14 protein-coding genes and 1 pseudogene are annotated in these 14,908 nt (G+C 72.4%); 8 read left to right on the top strand and 7 right to left on the bottom strand.

The window, feature by feature from the left end:
- Nucleotides 1-223: 223 nt before the first annotated feature.
- Nucleotides 224-838: a class I SAM-dependent methyltransferase gene (locus ABD268_RS06135; protein ID WP_344149114.1), complete on the bottom strand. Its 615-nt coding sequence runs from the start codon at nucleotides 836-838 to the stop codon at nucleotides 224-226.
- 263 nt (nucleotides 839-1,101) lie between these two features.
- Between ABD268_RS06135 and ABD268_RS06130 the strand changes: the two are divergent.
- A pseudogene (locus ABD268_RS06130) lies at nucleotides 1,102-1,275 on the top strand (integrase core domain-containing protein); the annotation flags it as partial.
- On the opposite strand, the gene ABD268_RS06125 reads toward ABD268_RS06130, so the two are convergent.
- On the bottom strand, nucleotides 1,272-1,583 hold the full coding sequence (locus tag ABD268_RS06125; protein WP_344149112.1) for an antibiotic biosynthesis monooxygenase family protein: 312 nt from the start codon (nucleotides 1,581-1,583) through the stop codon (nucleotides 1,272-1,274). The pseudogene ABD268_RS06130 and the gene ABD268_RS06125 overlap by 4 nt on opposite strands.
- A gap of 139 nt (nucleotides 1,584-1,722) precedes the next feature.
- Between ABD268_RS06125 and ABD268_RS06120 the strand changes: the two genes are divergently transcribed.
- Entirely contained in the window at nucleotides 1,723-3,042 is a 1,320-nt protein-coding gene (locus ABD268_RS06120; RefSeq protein ID WP_344149110.1) for a cytochrome P450, read from the top strand.
- Nucleotides 3,043-3,060: 18 nt separating this feature from the next.
- Here the strand turns inward: ABD268_RS06120 and ABD268_RS06115 are convergent, their stop codons facing one another.
- Complete coding sequence (locus tag ABD268_RS06115) at nucleotides 3,061-4,359, bottom strand: alpha-hydroxy-acid oxidizing protein (protein WP_344149108.1); 1,299 nt, start codon at nucleotides 4,357-4,359, stop codon at nucleotides 3,061-3,063.
- A gap of 81 nt (nucleotides 4,360-4,440) precedes the next feature.
- Between ABD268_RS06115 and ABD268_RS06110 the strand changes: the two genes are divergently transcribed.
- Complete coding sequence (locus ABD268_RS06110; RefSeq protein ID WP_344149107.1) at nucleotides 4,441-5,283, top strand: DUF427 domain-containing protein; 843 nt, start codon at nucleotides 4,441-4,443, stop codon at nucleotides 5,281-5,283.
- A 147-nt stretch (nucleotides 5,284-5,430) separates the two neighbouring features.
- Entirely contained in the window at nucleotides 5,431-6,858 is a 1,428-nt protein-coding gene (locus ABD268_RS06105; protein ID WP_344149106.1) for a lytic transglycosylase domain-containing protein, read from the top strand.
- A 28-nt stretch (nucleotides 6,859-6,886) separates the two neighbouring features.
- On the opposite strand, the gene ABD268_RS06100 is transcribed toward ABD268_RS06105, so the two are convergent.
- Both ABD268_RS06100 and ABD268_RS06095 read right to left on the bottom strand, forming a co-directional pair.
- The gene (locus ABD268_RS06100; protein WP_344149105.1) at nucleotides 6,887-7,384 is read right to left on the bottom strand and encodes a hypothetical protein; all 498 of its coding nucleotides are present in this window, start codon (nucleotides 7,382-7,384) and stop codon (nucleotides 6,887-6,889) included.
- Nucleotides 7,381-9,183 (bottom strand): sialidase family protein, encoded by a 1,803-nt coding sequence (locus tag ABD268_RS06095; RefSeq protein WP_344149103.1) that lies wholly within the window; start codon nucleotides 9,181-9,183, stop codon nucleotides 7,381-7,383. The genes ABD268_RS06100 and ABD268_RS06095 overlap by 4 nt, the downstream gene beginning before the upstream one ends.
- Nucleotides 9,184-9,338: 155 nt before the next feature.
- On the opposite strand from ABD268_RS06095, the gene ABD268_RS06090 reads away from it, so the two are divergent.
- Complete coding sequence (locus ABD268_RS06090; RefSeq protein WP_344149101.1) at nucleotides 9,339-9,938, top strand: GNAT family N-acetyltransferase; 600 nt, start codon at nucleotides 9,339-9,341, stop codon at nucleotides 9,936-9,938.
- Here ABD268_RS06090 and ABD268_RS06085 read toward each other — a convergent pair.
- Nucleotides 9,922-10,308, bottom strand: coding sequence for a VOC family protein (locus tag ABD268_RS06085; protein WP_344149099.1), 387 nt, complete (start codon nucleotides 10,306-10,308; stop codon nucleotides 9,922-9,924). The genes ABD268_RS06090 and ABD268_RS06085 overlap by 17 nt on opposite strands.
- Nucleotides 10,309-10,392: 84 nt before the next feature.
- The gene (locus ABD268_RS06075) at nucleotides 10,393-11,583 is read right to left on the bottom strand and encodes a RimK family alpha-L-glutamate ligase (protein ID WP_425573682.1); all 1,191 of its coding nucleotides are present in this window, start codon (nucleotides 11,581-11,583) and stop codon (nucleotides 10,393-10,395) included.
- A 143-nt stretch (nucleotides 11,584-11,726) separates the two neighbouring features.
- On the opposite strand from ABD268_RS06075, the gene ABD268_RS06070 reads away from it, so the two are divergent.
- From ABD268_RS06070 to ABD268_RS06060, 3 genes are read left to right on the top strand one after another with little or no spacing between them, the layout of a single operon-like run.
- The gene (locus ABD268_RS06070) at nucleotides 11,727-12,200 is read left to right on the top strand and encodes an ATP-dependent zinc protease family protein (protein WP_344149096.1); all 474 of its coding nucleotides are present in this window, start codon (nucleotides 11,727-11,729) and stop codon (nucleotides 12,198-12,200) included.
- A complete protein-coding gene (locus ABD268_RS06065) occupies nucleotides 12,200-13,153 on the top strand; it encodes a succinylglutamate desuccinylase/aspartoacylase family protein (RefSeq protein ID WP_344149094.1) in 954 nt (317 codons plus the stop codon). Before ABD268_RS06070 ends, ABD268_RS06065 begins: the two co-directional genes overlap by 1 nt.
- 48 nt (nucleotides 13,154-13,201) lie before the next feature.
- The gene (locus tag ABD268_RS06060; protein ID WP_344149092.1) at nucleotides 13,202-14,812 is read left to right on the top strand and encodes an FMN-binding glutamate synthase family protein; all 1,611 of its coding nucleotides are present in this window, start codon (nucleotides 13,202-13,204) and stop codon (nucleotides 14,810-14,812) included.
- Nucleotides 14,813-14,908 lie beyond the last annotated feature (96 nt).

Here is a 14,908-nt window from a genome sequence, read left to right as displayed (position 1 = left end):
AGCACCTGTCGAGAGCCTCGTTGGGCAGTGATCTCGAGCGCGAGGAACCAGGGCCAGCGGCAAACCGTGCTGCGGTCCGTGTGGCGAACAGCGGGCGGCGAAGGTGCGTCATACCGCCACCTGCCGGCGACTCCATTCTGCGGACGATGCCGGGCTCAACGCGTCGCGCCCAAGGTGGGTCCAGAGGCCGAGACAACCGGCTCGGACGGGGCTCGCCGCGGCGTCAGGCGGAATGGTCGCGTGCTCGTGACAGTTGGGCTCGCCACCAAGCGCCGTTCTCGATCCGCTCGAGCCGGTCCATGACGAGGTCTCCGCTCGAAAACTCTTCGACCTCGGCACGGGTCAGCGGCCAGGGTGGGCCCTTCACCTCGGAGTGTTCCTCCCGCGTGGTCGCCAAGACCAGCAGCGTGCCTTCAGGTGCCACCAACGCTGCGATGTTCCGCACCGCGACTGAATGCTGCTCAGGCGGCATCGACTGCACGGTGAGGCTCTCTACGACCAGGTCAAAGTTCCCCTGCCACTGACGAGGAAGGTCCATGACGTCGGCAACGAGGTAATTCACCTCGCTGGCCGGATACTTCCGCCGCGCACCAGCAATCGCCGTCGGCGCGAAGTCAAACCCCGTGGTCCGAAATCCCAGCAACACAAGGAACTCGGCGTCAGCTCCGTAGCCACACCCGACCACCAGCGCCTCGCGGCCACCTCCCGCGAGGTTCCGTGCCTTCGCCCACTCCACGAGCTGCGGGCGAGGGGCGCCGTAGTCCCAGGGCGGCTTGCCCCCACCCGTCTCCGCGCGCGCGTACATCGCCTCGAACATGCCCGATGGCTCGCTCGTCACGGCTCGAGACTACCGACCACGGTGTCTCGCGGCACCGCCGCGATCATGCGCCGTCGGTCGCGCCGTTCAGCCACGGGATGTGCGCGCCTCGCGCGCACTGATCTGCCTCGATGCGCGGATGCGAAGTGCGTCATTCCCCGCCGCGTCGGACCGTTCTCCTCGGAGTTCGAATGTCGCGAAATCGAACGTCGCACAATGCCGATCACCGGTACTCGTTGCTCCAATGGCGAGAGCCACCTGTACCGCGACCCAGAATGTCCCTCAACCGGACCCTGCTCGAAGAATGGGCCCACGCCCACGAGTACCGCTCAGAAGCCGAACGCGCAGCCACCTACCCCGCCTGGCTGCACATCTACAATCACCACCGCGGCCACACCGCACTCAAAGGCAAGTCACCCATCCAGTTCGTGCCCAACCTGCGTGGACAGAACACCTAGGGCACGAGCTCGGCAATGACCTCCAGGTCGGTGTACTCCGGCACTGCTTCGAGGACCCCGGCCAGACTGGCCCGGAGAGCTCGGACGCCTTCCTCACGCCGCGGATCAGCCTCGCGGGCCCGCGCCTTCTCCTCGCTCTCGAAGACGACCAGCACGAACATGCGTGCCGGATCCTTCTGGTCCTGCATGACGAGGGTGCGCAGCGGGCCGGAGCCCGGCTGCTCGAACGTCCGCAGCTGTTCCATGGCTCGGCCGACCTCGTCGGCTCCGCCCTCCTTGACGCGGACGCTGCTCAGCTGGGCCCACATGTCCTTCCCCTCTCACTCCCCGCCCGTCGCCGAGTGTTCTCCCCCGACTGATGGGCGGCAATGGCCCACGTGGCGGGTTCTCGCGGGCCTCGCCCCACCGGGCAGGATGGAGGCGACACCGCGCCCCAGGAGGCCCCGCGTGACCGTGCCCAGCCCCGCCCCCCTGGCCCGCGCCGCCGTGCGCTGGTCCCTCGGCCACGCACTTCCGCGCACCCTGCTGCGCCGGGCGGCCCGGGAGGGCGACCTCCACGGCCGGATGTTCGTGGCCACCCAGTCGGGCGACCTGTCGGCGCTGGAGCCGGTCCTGGACGAGTTGCGCGGCCACGGGCCGTTCTACCGGGGCAAGTACGCCGCGGTGAGCGCGGAGAACGCCGCGGTCCGGGAGCTGCTGTCCAGCCCTGACGTCGCCTCCGGGTTCCTCCCCACCGACGGCGGCAGCCGCCTGGCCCGGCTGCAGGGCTGGTCCATGATCGACGCCCCGCTCGGCCCACTCACCCCACCCTCGCTGCTGGTGACCGAGCCGCCCGACCACACCCGCTACCGCAAGCTCGTGACGCGGGTCTTCAGCGTCCGGGCCGTCGAGCAGCTGCGCGGTCGTACGCAGCAGATCGCCACCGACCTCCTCGACCGGATCGACCCGGGCCGCCCGGTCGACCTGGTCGCGGGGTACGGCAGCCTGCTTCCGGTCACGGTGATCGCGGAGATCCTCGGCGTCCCCGAGCACGACCGGGACAAGGTGCTGAGGTTCGGCGCCGCGGCCGCGCCCAGCCTCGACCTCGGACTCTCCTGGCGGGAGTTCCGCCGGGTCGAGTCGGCGCTGCGCGAGTTCGACCGGTGGCTCGACCACCACCTCGCGGGCCTGCGCCGGCGACCGGGCGACGACCTGCTCAGCCAGCTCGTCGCCGCCCAGCACGACGGCGTGGGCCTCACCGACACCGAGCTGAAGTCCACCGCCGGGCTGGTACTCGCGGCCGGCTTCGAGACCACCGTCAACCTGCTCGGCAACGGCACCGCGCTGCTCGCGGGCCACCCCGAGCAGCGCCGGCTGCTCGCCGAGCACGACGACCTCTGGCCGAACGCCGTCGACGAGGTGCTGCGGGTCGACCCGCCGGTGCTCCTGACCGGACGCATGACCACGGCCGACGCCGAGATCGCTGGCGTGCCGATGCCACGCGGGTCCGCGATGGTCGCGCTGCTGGCCGGCGCGAACCGGGACCCCCGGGTCTTCCCGCAGCCGGGGACCTTCGACGTCAGCCGGGAGAACGCGCGCGACCACGTCTCCTTCTCCGCCGGGCGGCACTACTGCCTCGGCGCTGCGCTGGCCCGGATGGAGGGCGAGGTCGGGCTGCGGACGCTCTTCGAGCGGTACCCCGACCTGCGCGTCGAGCCGGGCGCCGTACGCCGCGACACCCGCATCCTGCGCGGCTACGAGCGGCTGCCGGTCACGCTGAAGCCCTGACGGCCGCGACTCGTCGAGTCAGGCCAGCAGGTCCCGGCTTATCTGGTCGACCGAGCTGACGCCGGACAGCGCCATGGTCAGGTCCAGCTCGGCCCACAGGTGCTCCATGACCGTCCGGGCGCCGTCGGCCCCGGCGAGCGCGAGGCCGTAGACCCAGGGCCGGCCGACGAGCACGGCGCGGGCTCCCAGCGCCAGCGCCTTGAAGGCGTCGGCCCCGCTGCGGACCCCGCTGTCGAAGAGCACCGGGATCCGGCCGTCGACCTCCTCGACCACGCCGGGCAGCGCGTCCAGCGAGCCGATCGCCCCGTCGACCTGCCGGCCGCCGTGGTTGGACACGACGATGCCGTCGACGCCGTGCTCCAGGGCGAGCGCCGCGTCCCGGGGGTCCTGGATGCCCTTGAGCACGATCGGCAGCGAGGTGCGCTCGCGCAGCGTGGCGAGGTCGTCCCAGGTCAGGGAGGACCTCGAGAAGACGTCCAGGAAGGTCTCGACCGCCGCCCGCGGCAGCGGCGAGCGCAGGTTGGTCCACAGGTCCCCGGGGTAGTGCCGGGCCATCGAGACCAGCGCCTTGACCGCGGACACGGTGGGGCGGGGCGTGGGCTCCTCCGACGGGGTCTGCGCGCGCGCCTCGACCAGCCGGCGGAACGCCGGGTCGCTGGTGTACTGCGCGATCCCCTCGGCCCGCGCGAACGGCAGGTAGGCCACGTCGAGGTCCCGGGTCCGCCAACCGAGGACGTGGGTGTCCAGGGTGACCACGATCGCCTCGCTGCCGATCGCCTCGGCCCGGGCCACGAACGAGTCGACGACGTCGTCGTCCCGGCTCCAGTAGAGCTGGTACCACCGGGGTGAGTCTCCGAGCGCGGCGGCGGTCTCCTCCATCGGCAGCGAGCCCTGGGTGGAGATCACCATCGGCAGGCCGAGGGTCCGTGCCGCCTCGGCGACCGCACGCTCCGCCTCGCGGTGCGCCATCTCCAGCACGCCGATCGGGGCGAACAGCAGCGGGGCCGGCAGCCGCCGACCGAACAGCTCGACCGACGTGTCGCGCTCCTCGACGTCGACGAGCATCCGCGGCACGATCCGGTGCCGGTCGAAGGCCGCCAGGTTGGCGCGGGCGGTGTGCTGCTGGCCGGCGCTGCCGGCGACGTACGACCACGCCTGCGGGCTCATCCGGCGCTGCGCCGCCGCCTCCAGGGCCGCCGGCTCGACGGGGACGACGGGCCTGTGGCCGAACACCCCGGCCCGGTAGATCCGCCCCTGGACCTCCCGGCCCATGCTCACGGCGGTGGTGACGCGGTCCCTGATCGTCTGCTCGCTCACCCGGCCAGTCTCCTACACGTTCTCCGTCGCACTCTGGCGCGACCGCGGTGCACGGCGGAGACTCGGAGGATGGCGGTCCTCATGCGTGACCTGGTGATGGGTGCATTGCCCGAGCTCCGGGTCCACCCCGTGGAGAAGTGGGTGCGGGCGACCGCCGGCGACGCGGTGGTCGTCAGCTCACGCGCCGCCCGCCTGGTGTGGGAGCCGCGGCGGGTGGTGGCGGCGTACGCCGTGCCGCGCGAGGACGTCGCGGGCGAGCTCGTCCCCCACGCGACCCCCACCGAGACCGCCGGCCAGGAGCATCCGTTCTCCCTGGACGAGGGCGGGCCTCCGGTGCTGGACCCGCGCACCCCGTTCTCGGCGCACAGCTGTCCGGGGGCGCCGCTGACGATCCGGACGCCCGACGGCGACCTGCCCGGCGCCGCGTTCGCGCCGGTCGACCCGGACCTGGCCGGCTACGTCGTCCTGGACTGGAAGGCCTTCACCCAGTGGTACGAGGAGGACGAGCCGGTGATGGGGCACCCGCGCGACCCCTTCGACCGGATCGACTGCCTGCGCAGCAGCCGCCGCGTCGCGATCAGCGCCGAGGACGCGGTGCTCGCCGACAGCACCCGGAGCACGTGGTTGTTCGAGACGCCGCTACTCGTGCGCTACTACATCCCCCGCGAGGACGTCGCGATGGAGCTGCTGGAGCCCAGCAGCCTGCACACGGTGTGCGCCTACAAGGGCCGGGCGTCGTACTGGTCCGCCCGGGTCGGGGACCGGGTGCTGAGCAACATCGCCTGGACCTACGAGCAGGCCCTCCACGACGCGGTGCCGGTGCAGGACATGGTCGCCTTCTTCACCGAGCGCCTCGACCTGACCGTCGACGGGGTGGCCCGGCCGCGGCCGGTCACGCCGTGGTCCGACCGGGCACCGGGCTAGGGCGCGGGCCGCGGCTGACCCTCAGGTTTGGGGATTCGTGGAACCGCGGCGCGACCTAGCGTCGATCGGGACGCCCGATGCCAAGACCTCCCTGTGACGTGGAAGATGCGCCTGACCGGACACAACCGCCCCCTCTTGACGACCGTGGTGACCACGGTTGTCCTGGTCGCAGCGTCGATGCTGGCCGGCCGGGGCTCCGCGGTGTACCCGACCGCCGGGACGGTGTCGCTCGAGGCCCGGTCCGGCTCCGCCGTCGCCGACCGGCCCGTGCACGTACCCACCGTCTCGGTCGGCGAGGCCCTGGTCCGGCACACCAAGGGCACCCCGCGGCTGCCGCCCGCGGCGCTGGCCCACCTCGACATCCCCGTGACCGCACTGCTGGCCTATCAGCGGGCAGCCGCGATCATGGAGAATGTCGACGGATCCTGCGGCCTGTCGTGGTCCCTTCTCGCTGCCGTCGGGCGGGTGGAGTCCGACCACGGACGGTACGGCGGCGCCCTGCTCGGCGCGGACGGTGTCTCGAGCCCGGTGGTCCGAGGTGTCGCCCTGGACGGGCGTCGTCCGGTCGCGCGGGTCCACGACACCGACGGCGGCGGGCTCGACGGGGACCGCGTCTGGGACCGCGCAGTCGGCCCGATGCAGTTCCTGCCGTCGACCTGGTCGGTGGTCGCGGTCGACGCCGACGGCGACGGGATCCGGTCGCCGGACGACATCGACGACGCCTCGCTGGCCGCGGCCGTGTTCCTCTGCTCCGCGCCGGGCAGCCTGGACACCCGGAGCGGCCGTGGGGCTGCCGTCTTCCGCTACAACCCCTCGGGGTCCTACGTCGCGAGCGTCCTGGCCGTCGACCGCGCCTACCGCGCCGGCGACTTCGCGATGCTCGGCGACCTCGGCCAGCCCGTCCGGACCGCGATCATCCCGGCCAGCCCGGAGCAGCCCACCCTCGAGGCCAGGAGGGGCGCCGACCACGGCGATTCGCCGTCCGGCGGCCAGGTGACGGAGGCGGGGAGCGCGCTCGGCACCCACGACCCGGGCCCGACGTCCGTCCCCTCCCAGGACCCGACACACGGCTCGACGCCGGGCTCGCCGGGCTCGCCGGATCCCGGGACCACTGGCACACCGACGACCGGCACCGCCGACCCCACGTCGGATCCCCCCAGCCCCACACCCAGCCCCACGTCCGACCCACCGAGCCCGACACCGGACCCGTCCAGCCCCACGTCCGACCCACCGAGCCCGACACCGGACCCGTCCAGCCCCACGTCCGACCCACCGAGCCCGACACCGGACCCGCCCAGCCCCACGCCCGAGCCGGTCACGCTGACCGGCGTCCTCGGCACCTACGGTGTCGGCCCGGCCCAGTGGTGCGTCGGTGAGACGGTGCTCGACGTCGGCGACGCGGACTTCCTCACGACCGCAGCGAGCGCGGACTTCGACGGTGACGGCACGCTGGAGTCCAACGCCCAGGAGCTCACCGGTCTCGTCGGGACCCAGGTGAGCCTGCAGGTGACGCGGGGCACCGCCCCCGCGGTCGTCCTGGCCGTCAACGGCGCGGACTACGACCCCACCCGCTGAGCCCGAGCGCGCGGGACGTCACCAGCGATCAGGCCCCGGGGGCGGCGGCGAACACCTGGATCACGGTCTCGCCCGGGCAGTCCGCGGACTCCCGGATCGCCCAGCGCCCGGTCTGCTCGTCGGAGCGCCAGTTGGCCTCGGCGTCGTGCTCCTCGGTCTCGCCCTCGGTGATCGCGAAGCCGTTGTCGACCGCCTCGTGGTTGAGGAAGTCGAGGATCGTCAGGAACGGCGCCGAGGAGACAGCGGTGACGATCACCCCGGTCTCGCCGCGGTGCTCCACGTCGTAGACGGTCGTGTCGGCCGGGAACTCCCACGACTCGGGGAACCCCTCGCCGTACGGCTCGTCGACCGGGTCGGCGTCGGCGCGGCACACGCTGCGGTCCGCGGCCGCCTCGAGCTCCTGCTCGGCCGCCTGCTCCCTGGCCTTCTCCGAGGACGACTCGGCCTCGCTCTCACCGCCGCAGCCGGCGAGGGCGGAGGTGAGGAGGAGCAACGCGCCCGCGAGGGCGACGGCCGGGCGCCTCACTTGCGCGCCCTGTCGTACTTGGTGAACAAGGTCTTTCCTCCGGTCTGCCGCGCGATCGTCGCGTAGGCGTCGTGGCCGTTCTTGCGCGGGTGGTCGACACACTTCCCGATGCAGCCGTCGGCGTACCCCACCAGGACCCGCCCGTGGTCGTCGAGCGTGATGTCCATGAAGTCGAGCAGGTTGCGGTCGTCGCCGCAGGTCGTGCCGCCCGTGCACAGCGAGCCCCGCTGCACCGGGTCGTGCGGGGTCGCGTCCCGGGTCACCCAGTGCCGGCCACCGTCGTAGGTGGTGCTGATGTAGAGGTGCCACACGCCGTGGAACTTGCCGGTCGCCTGGTAGTCACCGCCCTTGGTCGTGCCGAGGTAGGCGAAGGCCGCGCGGTCGTCGCTGCCGGCGACCACGGCCGGGAACACAGCGTTCTTGACGCCGAGGTCGCCGGCGACCTGCTGCCCGCGCTTCCAGGTGCGGCCGTGGTCGGTGCTGACCGCGACGCCGGGGCGGCCGTCCGCGCCGACGTACCCGACGTAGACGGTGTTGTTCGCGCTGATGCCGACCGACGGGTCGGAGTCACCGACGGTGCTGGAGGGCACCTTGTGCACGGTCCAGCTCTGGCCGTCGTCGCGCGAGACCGCCAGCGCCGCACGCTTGCCGCACCCCTTGTTGGGCAGGTACGCCGTGCCGTCCGGGCCGACCTTGACGTGGCCGTGCAGGCCCCCGCACTGGGTCAGGTCGTACGTCGGCACGCCGGCGCCGAAGGTCGTCCCGCCGTCGTGCGAGGCCGCGCAGAAGGCGGTCGCGATGTCCTGGCTGCAGTAGTAGACGGTGTTCTCGTAGTCGGTGGTCGGCAGGTTGCCGAGGCCGTTCCCGGTGAGCGGCCCGCCGCCGATGCTCTGGTGGTCCACCCCGCTGGGGATGCCGCCGCCGGTGCTCGGGGACCAGGTCTTGCCGTCGTCGTCGGTCCAGCAGGTGAAGGAGTCCACACCGGTCAGCTGCGACTCGAAGGTCCGCCCGGTGCTGCGGTCGGTGAACAGGATCGGGTCGAGGCTCTCGGTGCTCCCCTGGGGACAGCCGGTGGCGGCGTTGGCGGAGACGTCGCGCCAGGTCGCGTCGCCGTGCGCCCACCGGACCTTGTAGGTCGAGAGGTAGGCCTGGTACATCGTGGCGTCGGTCCTGAAGCTGTTGCCGATCGAGGGCTCGCCGGCGTTGTTGGCGTCGGTGAGCTTCCTGGGCGCCTTGTAGTTCCGGAACGTGGGCGGCCTGTCGTCGCCGGGCTGGGGGTTGGCCGGCCGGTCCACGAGCCTGGCGGTTGCCCGGTAGCTGTCACCGGCGGGGGCGAAAGGCACCACCCGGACCGTGTAGTCCCCCGCCCGTGGAGCCGCGAGGATCAGCTCGGGGTCGCTGCTCGACGCCGCGGTGGCCACCGACTCGCCCTTGCTGTTCAGCAGGTAGACGTCGAAGTCCGCGGCGGCGTTCTCCCACTTCACCGAGATCTTGAGCTGGTGGTCGCGGCCGTAGGTCGACGGCGTGTCCACGTGCAGCGCGAAGTCGTCGCAGGACTCGGGGGCCGAGCAGTCCGGCAGGTCGAGCGCGGTACCGGTGAGGTTCGGGACGGCGAACGGGCCGCCGGTCCAGGAGACTCCGTGGTCGCCCCCCGCGGACACCGTCCCCTCGGCCGGCGTCGCCGCGTCGGCGCTGCCCGAGCCGGTGAGGCCCAGCACCGTGAGGCCCGCACCCACCAGCAGCAGCGCCGCCGGGCCGGTGACGAGCTGGTGGACGGTGGAGCGTGGTGCTGCGCGCATGGATGCGAACCCTTTCCCGGGACGGCCGGACTCCCCGGTCAACGACGAACGTCCCCTCGCGCTACGGCGGCCAAACCCGGCGGGCACCCCGGTCTGGAGCGGTGTCCCGCCGAAACTCCGTGCCGGGCGCGTGGCCGATGGCCGACGATGTGCCCATGCCCCAGGACCTCAGCGCCGTCGACTGGCCCGTCCGCACCGCGCGGCTGACGATCCGGCCGGCCACCCCCGACGACGCCGAGGCGACCTTCCGGATCCGCTCGATCCCCGCGGTCGGTCGCTGGCTGACCCGCGAGGCCGACGACCGGGAGCGCTACGTCCGCAGCTTCGCGGATCCCGAGCGGCTGTCGAAGACCCTGCTCGTCGAGCACGGCGGGGTGGTCGTCGGTGACCTGATGCTGCTCATCGAGGACGGCTGGGCCCAGGCCGAGGTGGCCGACCGGGCACGCGGGGTCCAGGCGGAGCTCGGGTGGGTGATCGACCCCGCCCACGCCGGGCGGGGCTTCGCCACCGAGGCCGCCCGGGCGCTGCTCGGGATCTGCTTCGAGGACCTCCGGCTGCGTCGGGTCATCGCCCAGTGCTTCGCCGACAACGTCGCGTCCTGGCGGCTGATGGAGAGGCTCGGCATGCGGCGGGAGACCCACTCGGTGCGCGAGTCCCTGCACCGCAGCGGCGCGTGGCTCGACGGGTTCGCCTACGCGATCCTCGCCGAGGAGTGGCGCGAGCAGCGGGCCGCGGACCTCAGGGCATCCCCGTGACCGTGTCGGCCCTGAACACGCAGAACTCGTTGCCCTCCGGGTCCAGCATCACGGTCCACGTGTCCGGGTTGTCGAACGTGGGCGGGTCCTGACGCACGTCGAGCACCGTGGCGCCCGCCTCCACCAGCCGAGCCACTTCCTCCTCCATCGGCCCCGGCGTGACGAGGTCGATGTGCAGCCGGTTCTTGACCTGCTTCTCCTCGGGCACCTTCATGAAGTACAGCGGCGAGCCCGACCTCGAGGGATCGTCCACGAGGTACTCCTCGGGGTTGCGCTCGGCCATGCGCCGGGACAGGACAGTGGCCCAGAAGCCCGCCTGGGCACGCGGGTCGCGGCAGTCCACGACCACGGCCAACACTGATGACGACATCGCGCCTCCTCGCAGGGGTCTGCCCCCATTGGGCGGGACGCGCGCCCGTCACCGCAAGGGGGACTCCGGCCGGGGGCGCGACGCTCAGCTCTCGTGGATGAGCTGTTCGGGCAGCTTCTTGACCCGGGTGCGGCGCCTGCGGCGCGTCGGGATCATGGAGCGCATCTCCTCCAGCTTGCCGAAGCAGAGCAGCCGGTCACCGGCCTCGACCAGCTCCTTGTGCAGGGGGTTCGGGATCACGTTGGCGCCGCGGTGCAGCGTGAGCACGGTGATGTCGCGCTCGTCGAGCCCGGACTCGCTGAGCTTCTTGCCGACCATGTCGGCACCCGGGTGCACGACCAGCTCCGCGACGCCGTACCCGGTGGAGACGCTGAGCCGCTGGCGCACGTCGATCTCCGGGAACGCCACCTGGTTGGCGATGTGGTCGATGATCGCGCCGGCCACGTCGAGCTGGGTGGCCGTCTCGATGCCCTCGAGGCCGGGCGAGGAGTTGACCTCCATCACCAGCGGCCCGTCGTTGCCCTCCAGCATGTCGACGCCGGCGACGCGCAGCCCCATGATCTGGGCCGCCCGCACCGCGGTCCGCTCGTACTCCTCGTCGAGTGCCACCGGCTCGACCGAGCCGCCGCGGTGCACGTTCGACCGGAACTCGTCGCCCTGCGCGACCCGGCGCATCGCCGCCACGACGCGGTCCCCGACGACCAGCGCGCGGATGTCCCGACCCTTGCTCTCCTTGACGAAACGCTGGATCAGCACGTTCTGCTGGGTGCTGTGCAGGGTCTCGATGATCGCCTCGGCGACCTTCCGGTCGGGGGCGAGGATGACGCCGATGCCCTGGGTCCCCTCCAGCAGCTTGATCACCACCGGCGCGCCGCCGACCCGCTCGATCGCCGGGATCACGTCCGCACGGTCGCGCACGAACGTCGTGGCCGGCATCCCGATGTTGTGCCGGGACAGGATCTGGGTGGCCCGCAGCTTGTCGCGGCTGTTCGTGATGCCGTACGCCGGGTTCGGCGTGTAGACGTCCATCTGCTCGAACTGGCGCACGACCGCGGTGCCGAAGTAGGTGATCGAGTTGCCGATGCGCGGCAGGATCGCGTCGTAGTGCGACAGCTGCTTGCCCCGGAACTGCAGGTCCGGCTCGTCCCCGGAGAGGTCGATGGAGAAGCGCAGGGTGTTCAGGACCTTGACCGTGTGGCCGCGGTCGAGCGCGGCCGTGCGGAGTCGCTGCGTGCTGTAGGCGCGCGGTGCGCGGGAGAGGATCGCTAGCTTCATGCCCATCCTGAGCCGACCGGGGGTGACGGCCGCCCATTCAAGCACCGGGGTGGCCCCGCTGGATACGGCGCGGTCACGCCTCGGTCGTCCGTGCCGGGTCGGTGCTGTCGGGGACCGGGCCCCGGGGCTGACAGGATGGCCCCGTGTCGACGACTCCTGAGTGCACCATCGCCGGGTGGCGGGAGTGGGTCAGTCTCCCCGACTGCGGCGTCCCGTGGGTGAAGGCCAAGCTCGACACGGGCGCCCGCACCTCGGCGATCCACGCCTTCGACATCGTCGAGTTCGAGCGCGACGGCGACGCCTGGGTGCGCTACTCGATCCATCCCTGGCAGGGCTCCCGCGAGGACGCCACCACGGTGGAGAGCCGCATCCACGACCGCCGCGTCGTGCGCAGCTCCTCGGGCCACGAGGCCGAGCGGTACGTCGTGCAGATGACGGTCGGCCTGGTCGGCCGGACGGTCACCACCGAGATGACGCTCTCGCAGCGCGACCAGATGGGCTTCCGGATGCTGGTCGGCCGGGAGGCCCTGCGGCAGGGCTTCGTCGTCGACCCGGCCCGCTCCTACCTCGGCGGCCGGCCCCGGACGTCGGTGCGCCGGCGCAACCGGGGTCGCTGATGCCGCGCGACTCCTTCGCCATCGGGCCGGTGCGGGTCCGGGCCGGCGCCGCGCGCGACCTCGAGCTCCCGATCACCCGGCTGATCACCGGCGCCGACGTCGGGCTCCCGGTCCGGATCCTCCACGGCCGCGAGGAGGGGCCCGTGGTGTGGGTCAACGCCGCGACGCACGGCGACGAGGTCGTCGGGGTCGAGGTCATCCGGCGGCTGCTCACCTCGCTCTCACCCAAGGAGCTGCGCGGGACCCTGATCGCCGTACCGGTCCTCAACGTCCTCGGCGTGATGACCGGCGAGCGCTACCTGCCCGACCGTCGGGACCTCAACCGGTCCTTCCCGGGCTCGGCCCGCGGCTCGCTGGCGAGCCGGATCGCGCACCTGATGATGACCGAGGTGGTCGCCAAGTGCGAGGTCGGGATCGACCTGCACACCGGCTCGGACCGGCGTACGAACCTGCCGCAGGTCCGCGCCGACCTCGACGACCCCCGCACGCACGAGCTGGCGGCGGCGTTCGGTGCGCCGGTCATGCTGCACGCCCGGATCCGGGACGGGTCGCTGCGGCACGCCGCGCGGGAGCGCGGCGCCACCGTTCTGCTCTACGAGGGCGGCGAGGCGTGGCGGTTCGACGAGTGGGCGATCTCCGCCGCGGTGGACGGCGTACGCCGGGTGCTCGCCGCGCTGGGCATGGTCGACCCGGTCGAGCCCGCGGCCGAGCCAGGCGTGGAGTGCCGGCAGAGCGGCTGGGTGCGCGCCCGGCACACCGGCTTCCTCCACCTCGACGTCCAGCTCGGGCAGCGCGTCGGCGACGGCGAGAGGCTGGGCAGCCTGTCCGACTCCTTCGGCCGCACGCTGCGGCTGGTCCGGGCGGACCGCACCGGCATCGTGATCGGCCGCAGCGAGGCGCCGGTCGTCAACGGCGGCGACGCGGTCGTGCACATCGCCGACCACGGGGGCTGATCCGCCGAACGGGCTCGTGCGGAGGCCGGGAGTGGGTACGGGCGCGACATGAAGAGACGTTGGGCAGCGGCTCCGTTGGCAGCCATCGGCACGGTGGCCGTCCACGACCTGGTGCAGCGCCGGCACGCGATCCTGCGCAACTTCCCGGTGGTGGGCCATGCCCGCTACTGGCTGGAGGCGATCGGACCCGAGCTGCGGCAGTACATCGTGGCCGGCAACGACGAGGAGCGACCGTTCAGCCGCGACCAGCGCCGCTGGGTCTACGCCTCGGCCAAGCTGCAGAACAACTACTTCGGCTTCGGCACCGACAACGACCTCGAGCACGGCGCCGGCAACGTGATCGTCCACCACCGGACCTTCGGCGACGCCCACCCGACCCACGGCGCGGTCGGCCAGGAGGCGAGGCTGCCCTCCGCGAAGGTCCTCGGCCAGGCCCGGGGACGACGGCACGCGTTCCGGCCCGCCTCCGTGGTGAACGTGTCCGGGATGAGCTTCGGCTCGTTGTCGGGCAACGCGATCGAGGCGATCAACCGGGGGGCCGCGGCCGCCGGCTGCCTGCACAACACCGGCGAGGGCGCCGTGTCGCCCCACCACCGGCACGGGGCGGACCTGGTCTTCCAGATCGGCACCGCCTACTTCGGCTGCCGTGACGAGCAGGGCAGGTTCAGCATGGCGAGGCTGAAGGAGCTGGTGGCGACCACCCCCGTCCGGGCCATCGAGATCAAGCTCAGCCAGGGCGCCAAGCCCGGCCTCGGCGGCGTGCTCCCCGCGGCGAAGGTCTCCCGCGAGATCGCCGAGACCCGGGGGGTGCCCCTGGGGGTCGACTGCCTGAGCCCCTCGCGCCACGCGGAGTTCCACGACGTCGACTCGATGCTGGACTTCGTGGAGCGGGTGGCCGACGAGACCGGCCTGCCGGTCGGGATCAAGTCGGCCGTGGGGGATCTCGGGTTCTGGCGCGAGCTGACCGACGCGATGGCGGCCGGGGATCGCGGCGTGGACTTCGTGACCGTCGACGGCGGCGAGGGTGGCACCGGCGCCTCCCCCCTGATCTTCACCGATGCCGTCTCGCTGCCGTTCCGGCTCGGCTTCGCCCGGGTGTACGCCGAGTTCGCCCGGCGCGGGCTGCACCAGGACGTCACGTTCATCGGGGCCGGCAAGCTGGGCCTGCCCGACAACGCGGTGGTGGCCTTCGCGCTCGGCGTCGACATGGTGAACGTCGCCCGGGAGGCCATGCTGGCGGTCGGTTGCATCCAGGCACAGAAGTGCCACACCGGCGAGTGCCCCACCGGCGTGGCGACCCAGAACCCGTGGCTCGCCCGCGGACTGGACCCGGCCGACAAGAGCGAGCGGGTCACGAACTACGTCAAGACCCTGCGGCGCGACCTGCTCAAGGTCTCCGAGACCTGCGGCGTCGAGCACCCGGCCCTGATCCGCCCCGACTCCGTCGAGGTGCTGGACACGCTGTCCGAGGGACGGTTCCTCGACGAGATCTACGGCTACGAGCCGGGCTGGGGCTTCCCCTCGGCACCCGATCTGGCCTCGATCCGGGCGATCATGGCCGCGGCCGACGAGGACGAGAGCCAGACCGAGGGGCCGCCGGAGACCTCGCAGCGCGGACGGGAGAGCGTCGGGGCGGCGGGAGAGAAACCGGCCATGTGACCCGCAAGACGCAGGACGGAAGGGAGTCGCACTCCCTTCCATTTCCAACGTATAGCGCACCGGGGGGCTTGCGGCAAGACCCCTGTCAGGCTCCAG

It is taken from the genome of Nocardioides koreensis (genome assembly GCF_039531775.1).
In the GTDB taxonomy this organism is placed as follows: domain Bacteria; phylum Actinomycetota; class Actinomycetes; order Propionibacteriales; family Nocardioidaceae; genus Nocardioides; species Nocardioides koreensis.
Note: the sequence above shows the minus strand (reverse complement) of the source record. Positions and strands in the feature narration are given on the sequence as shown.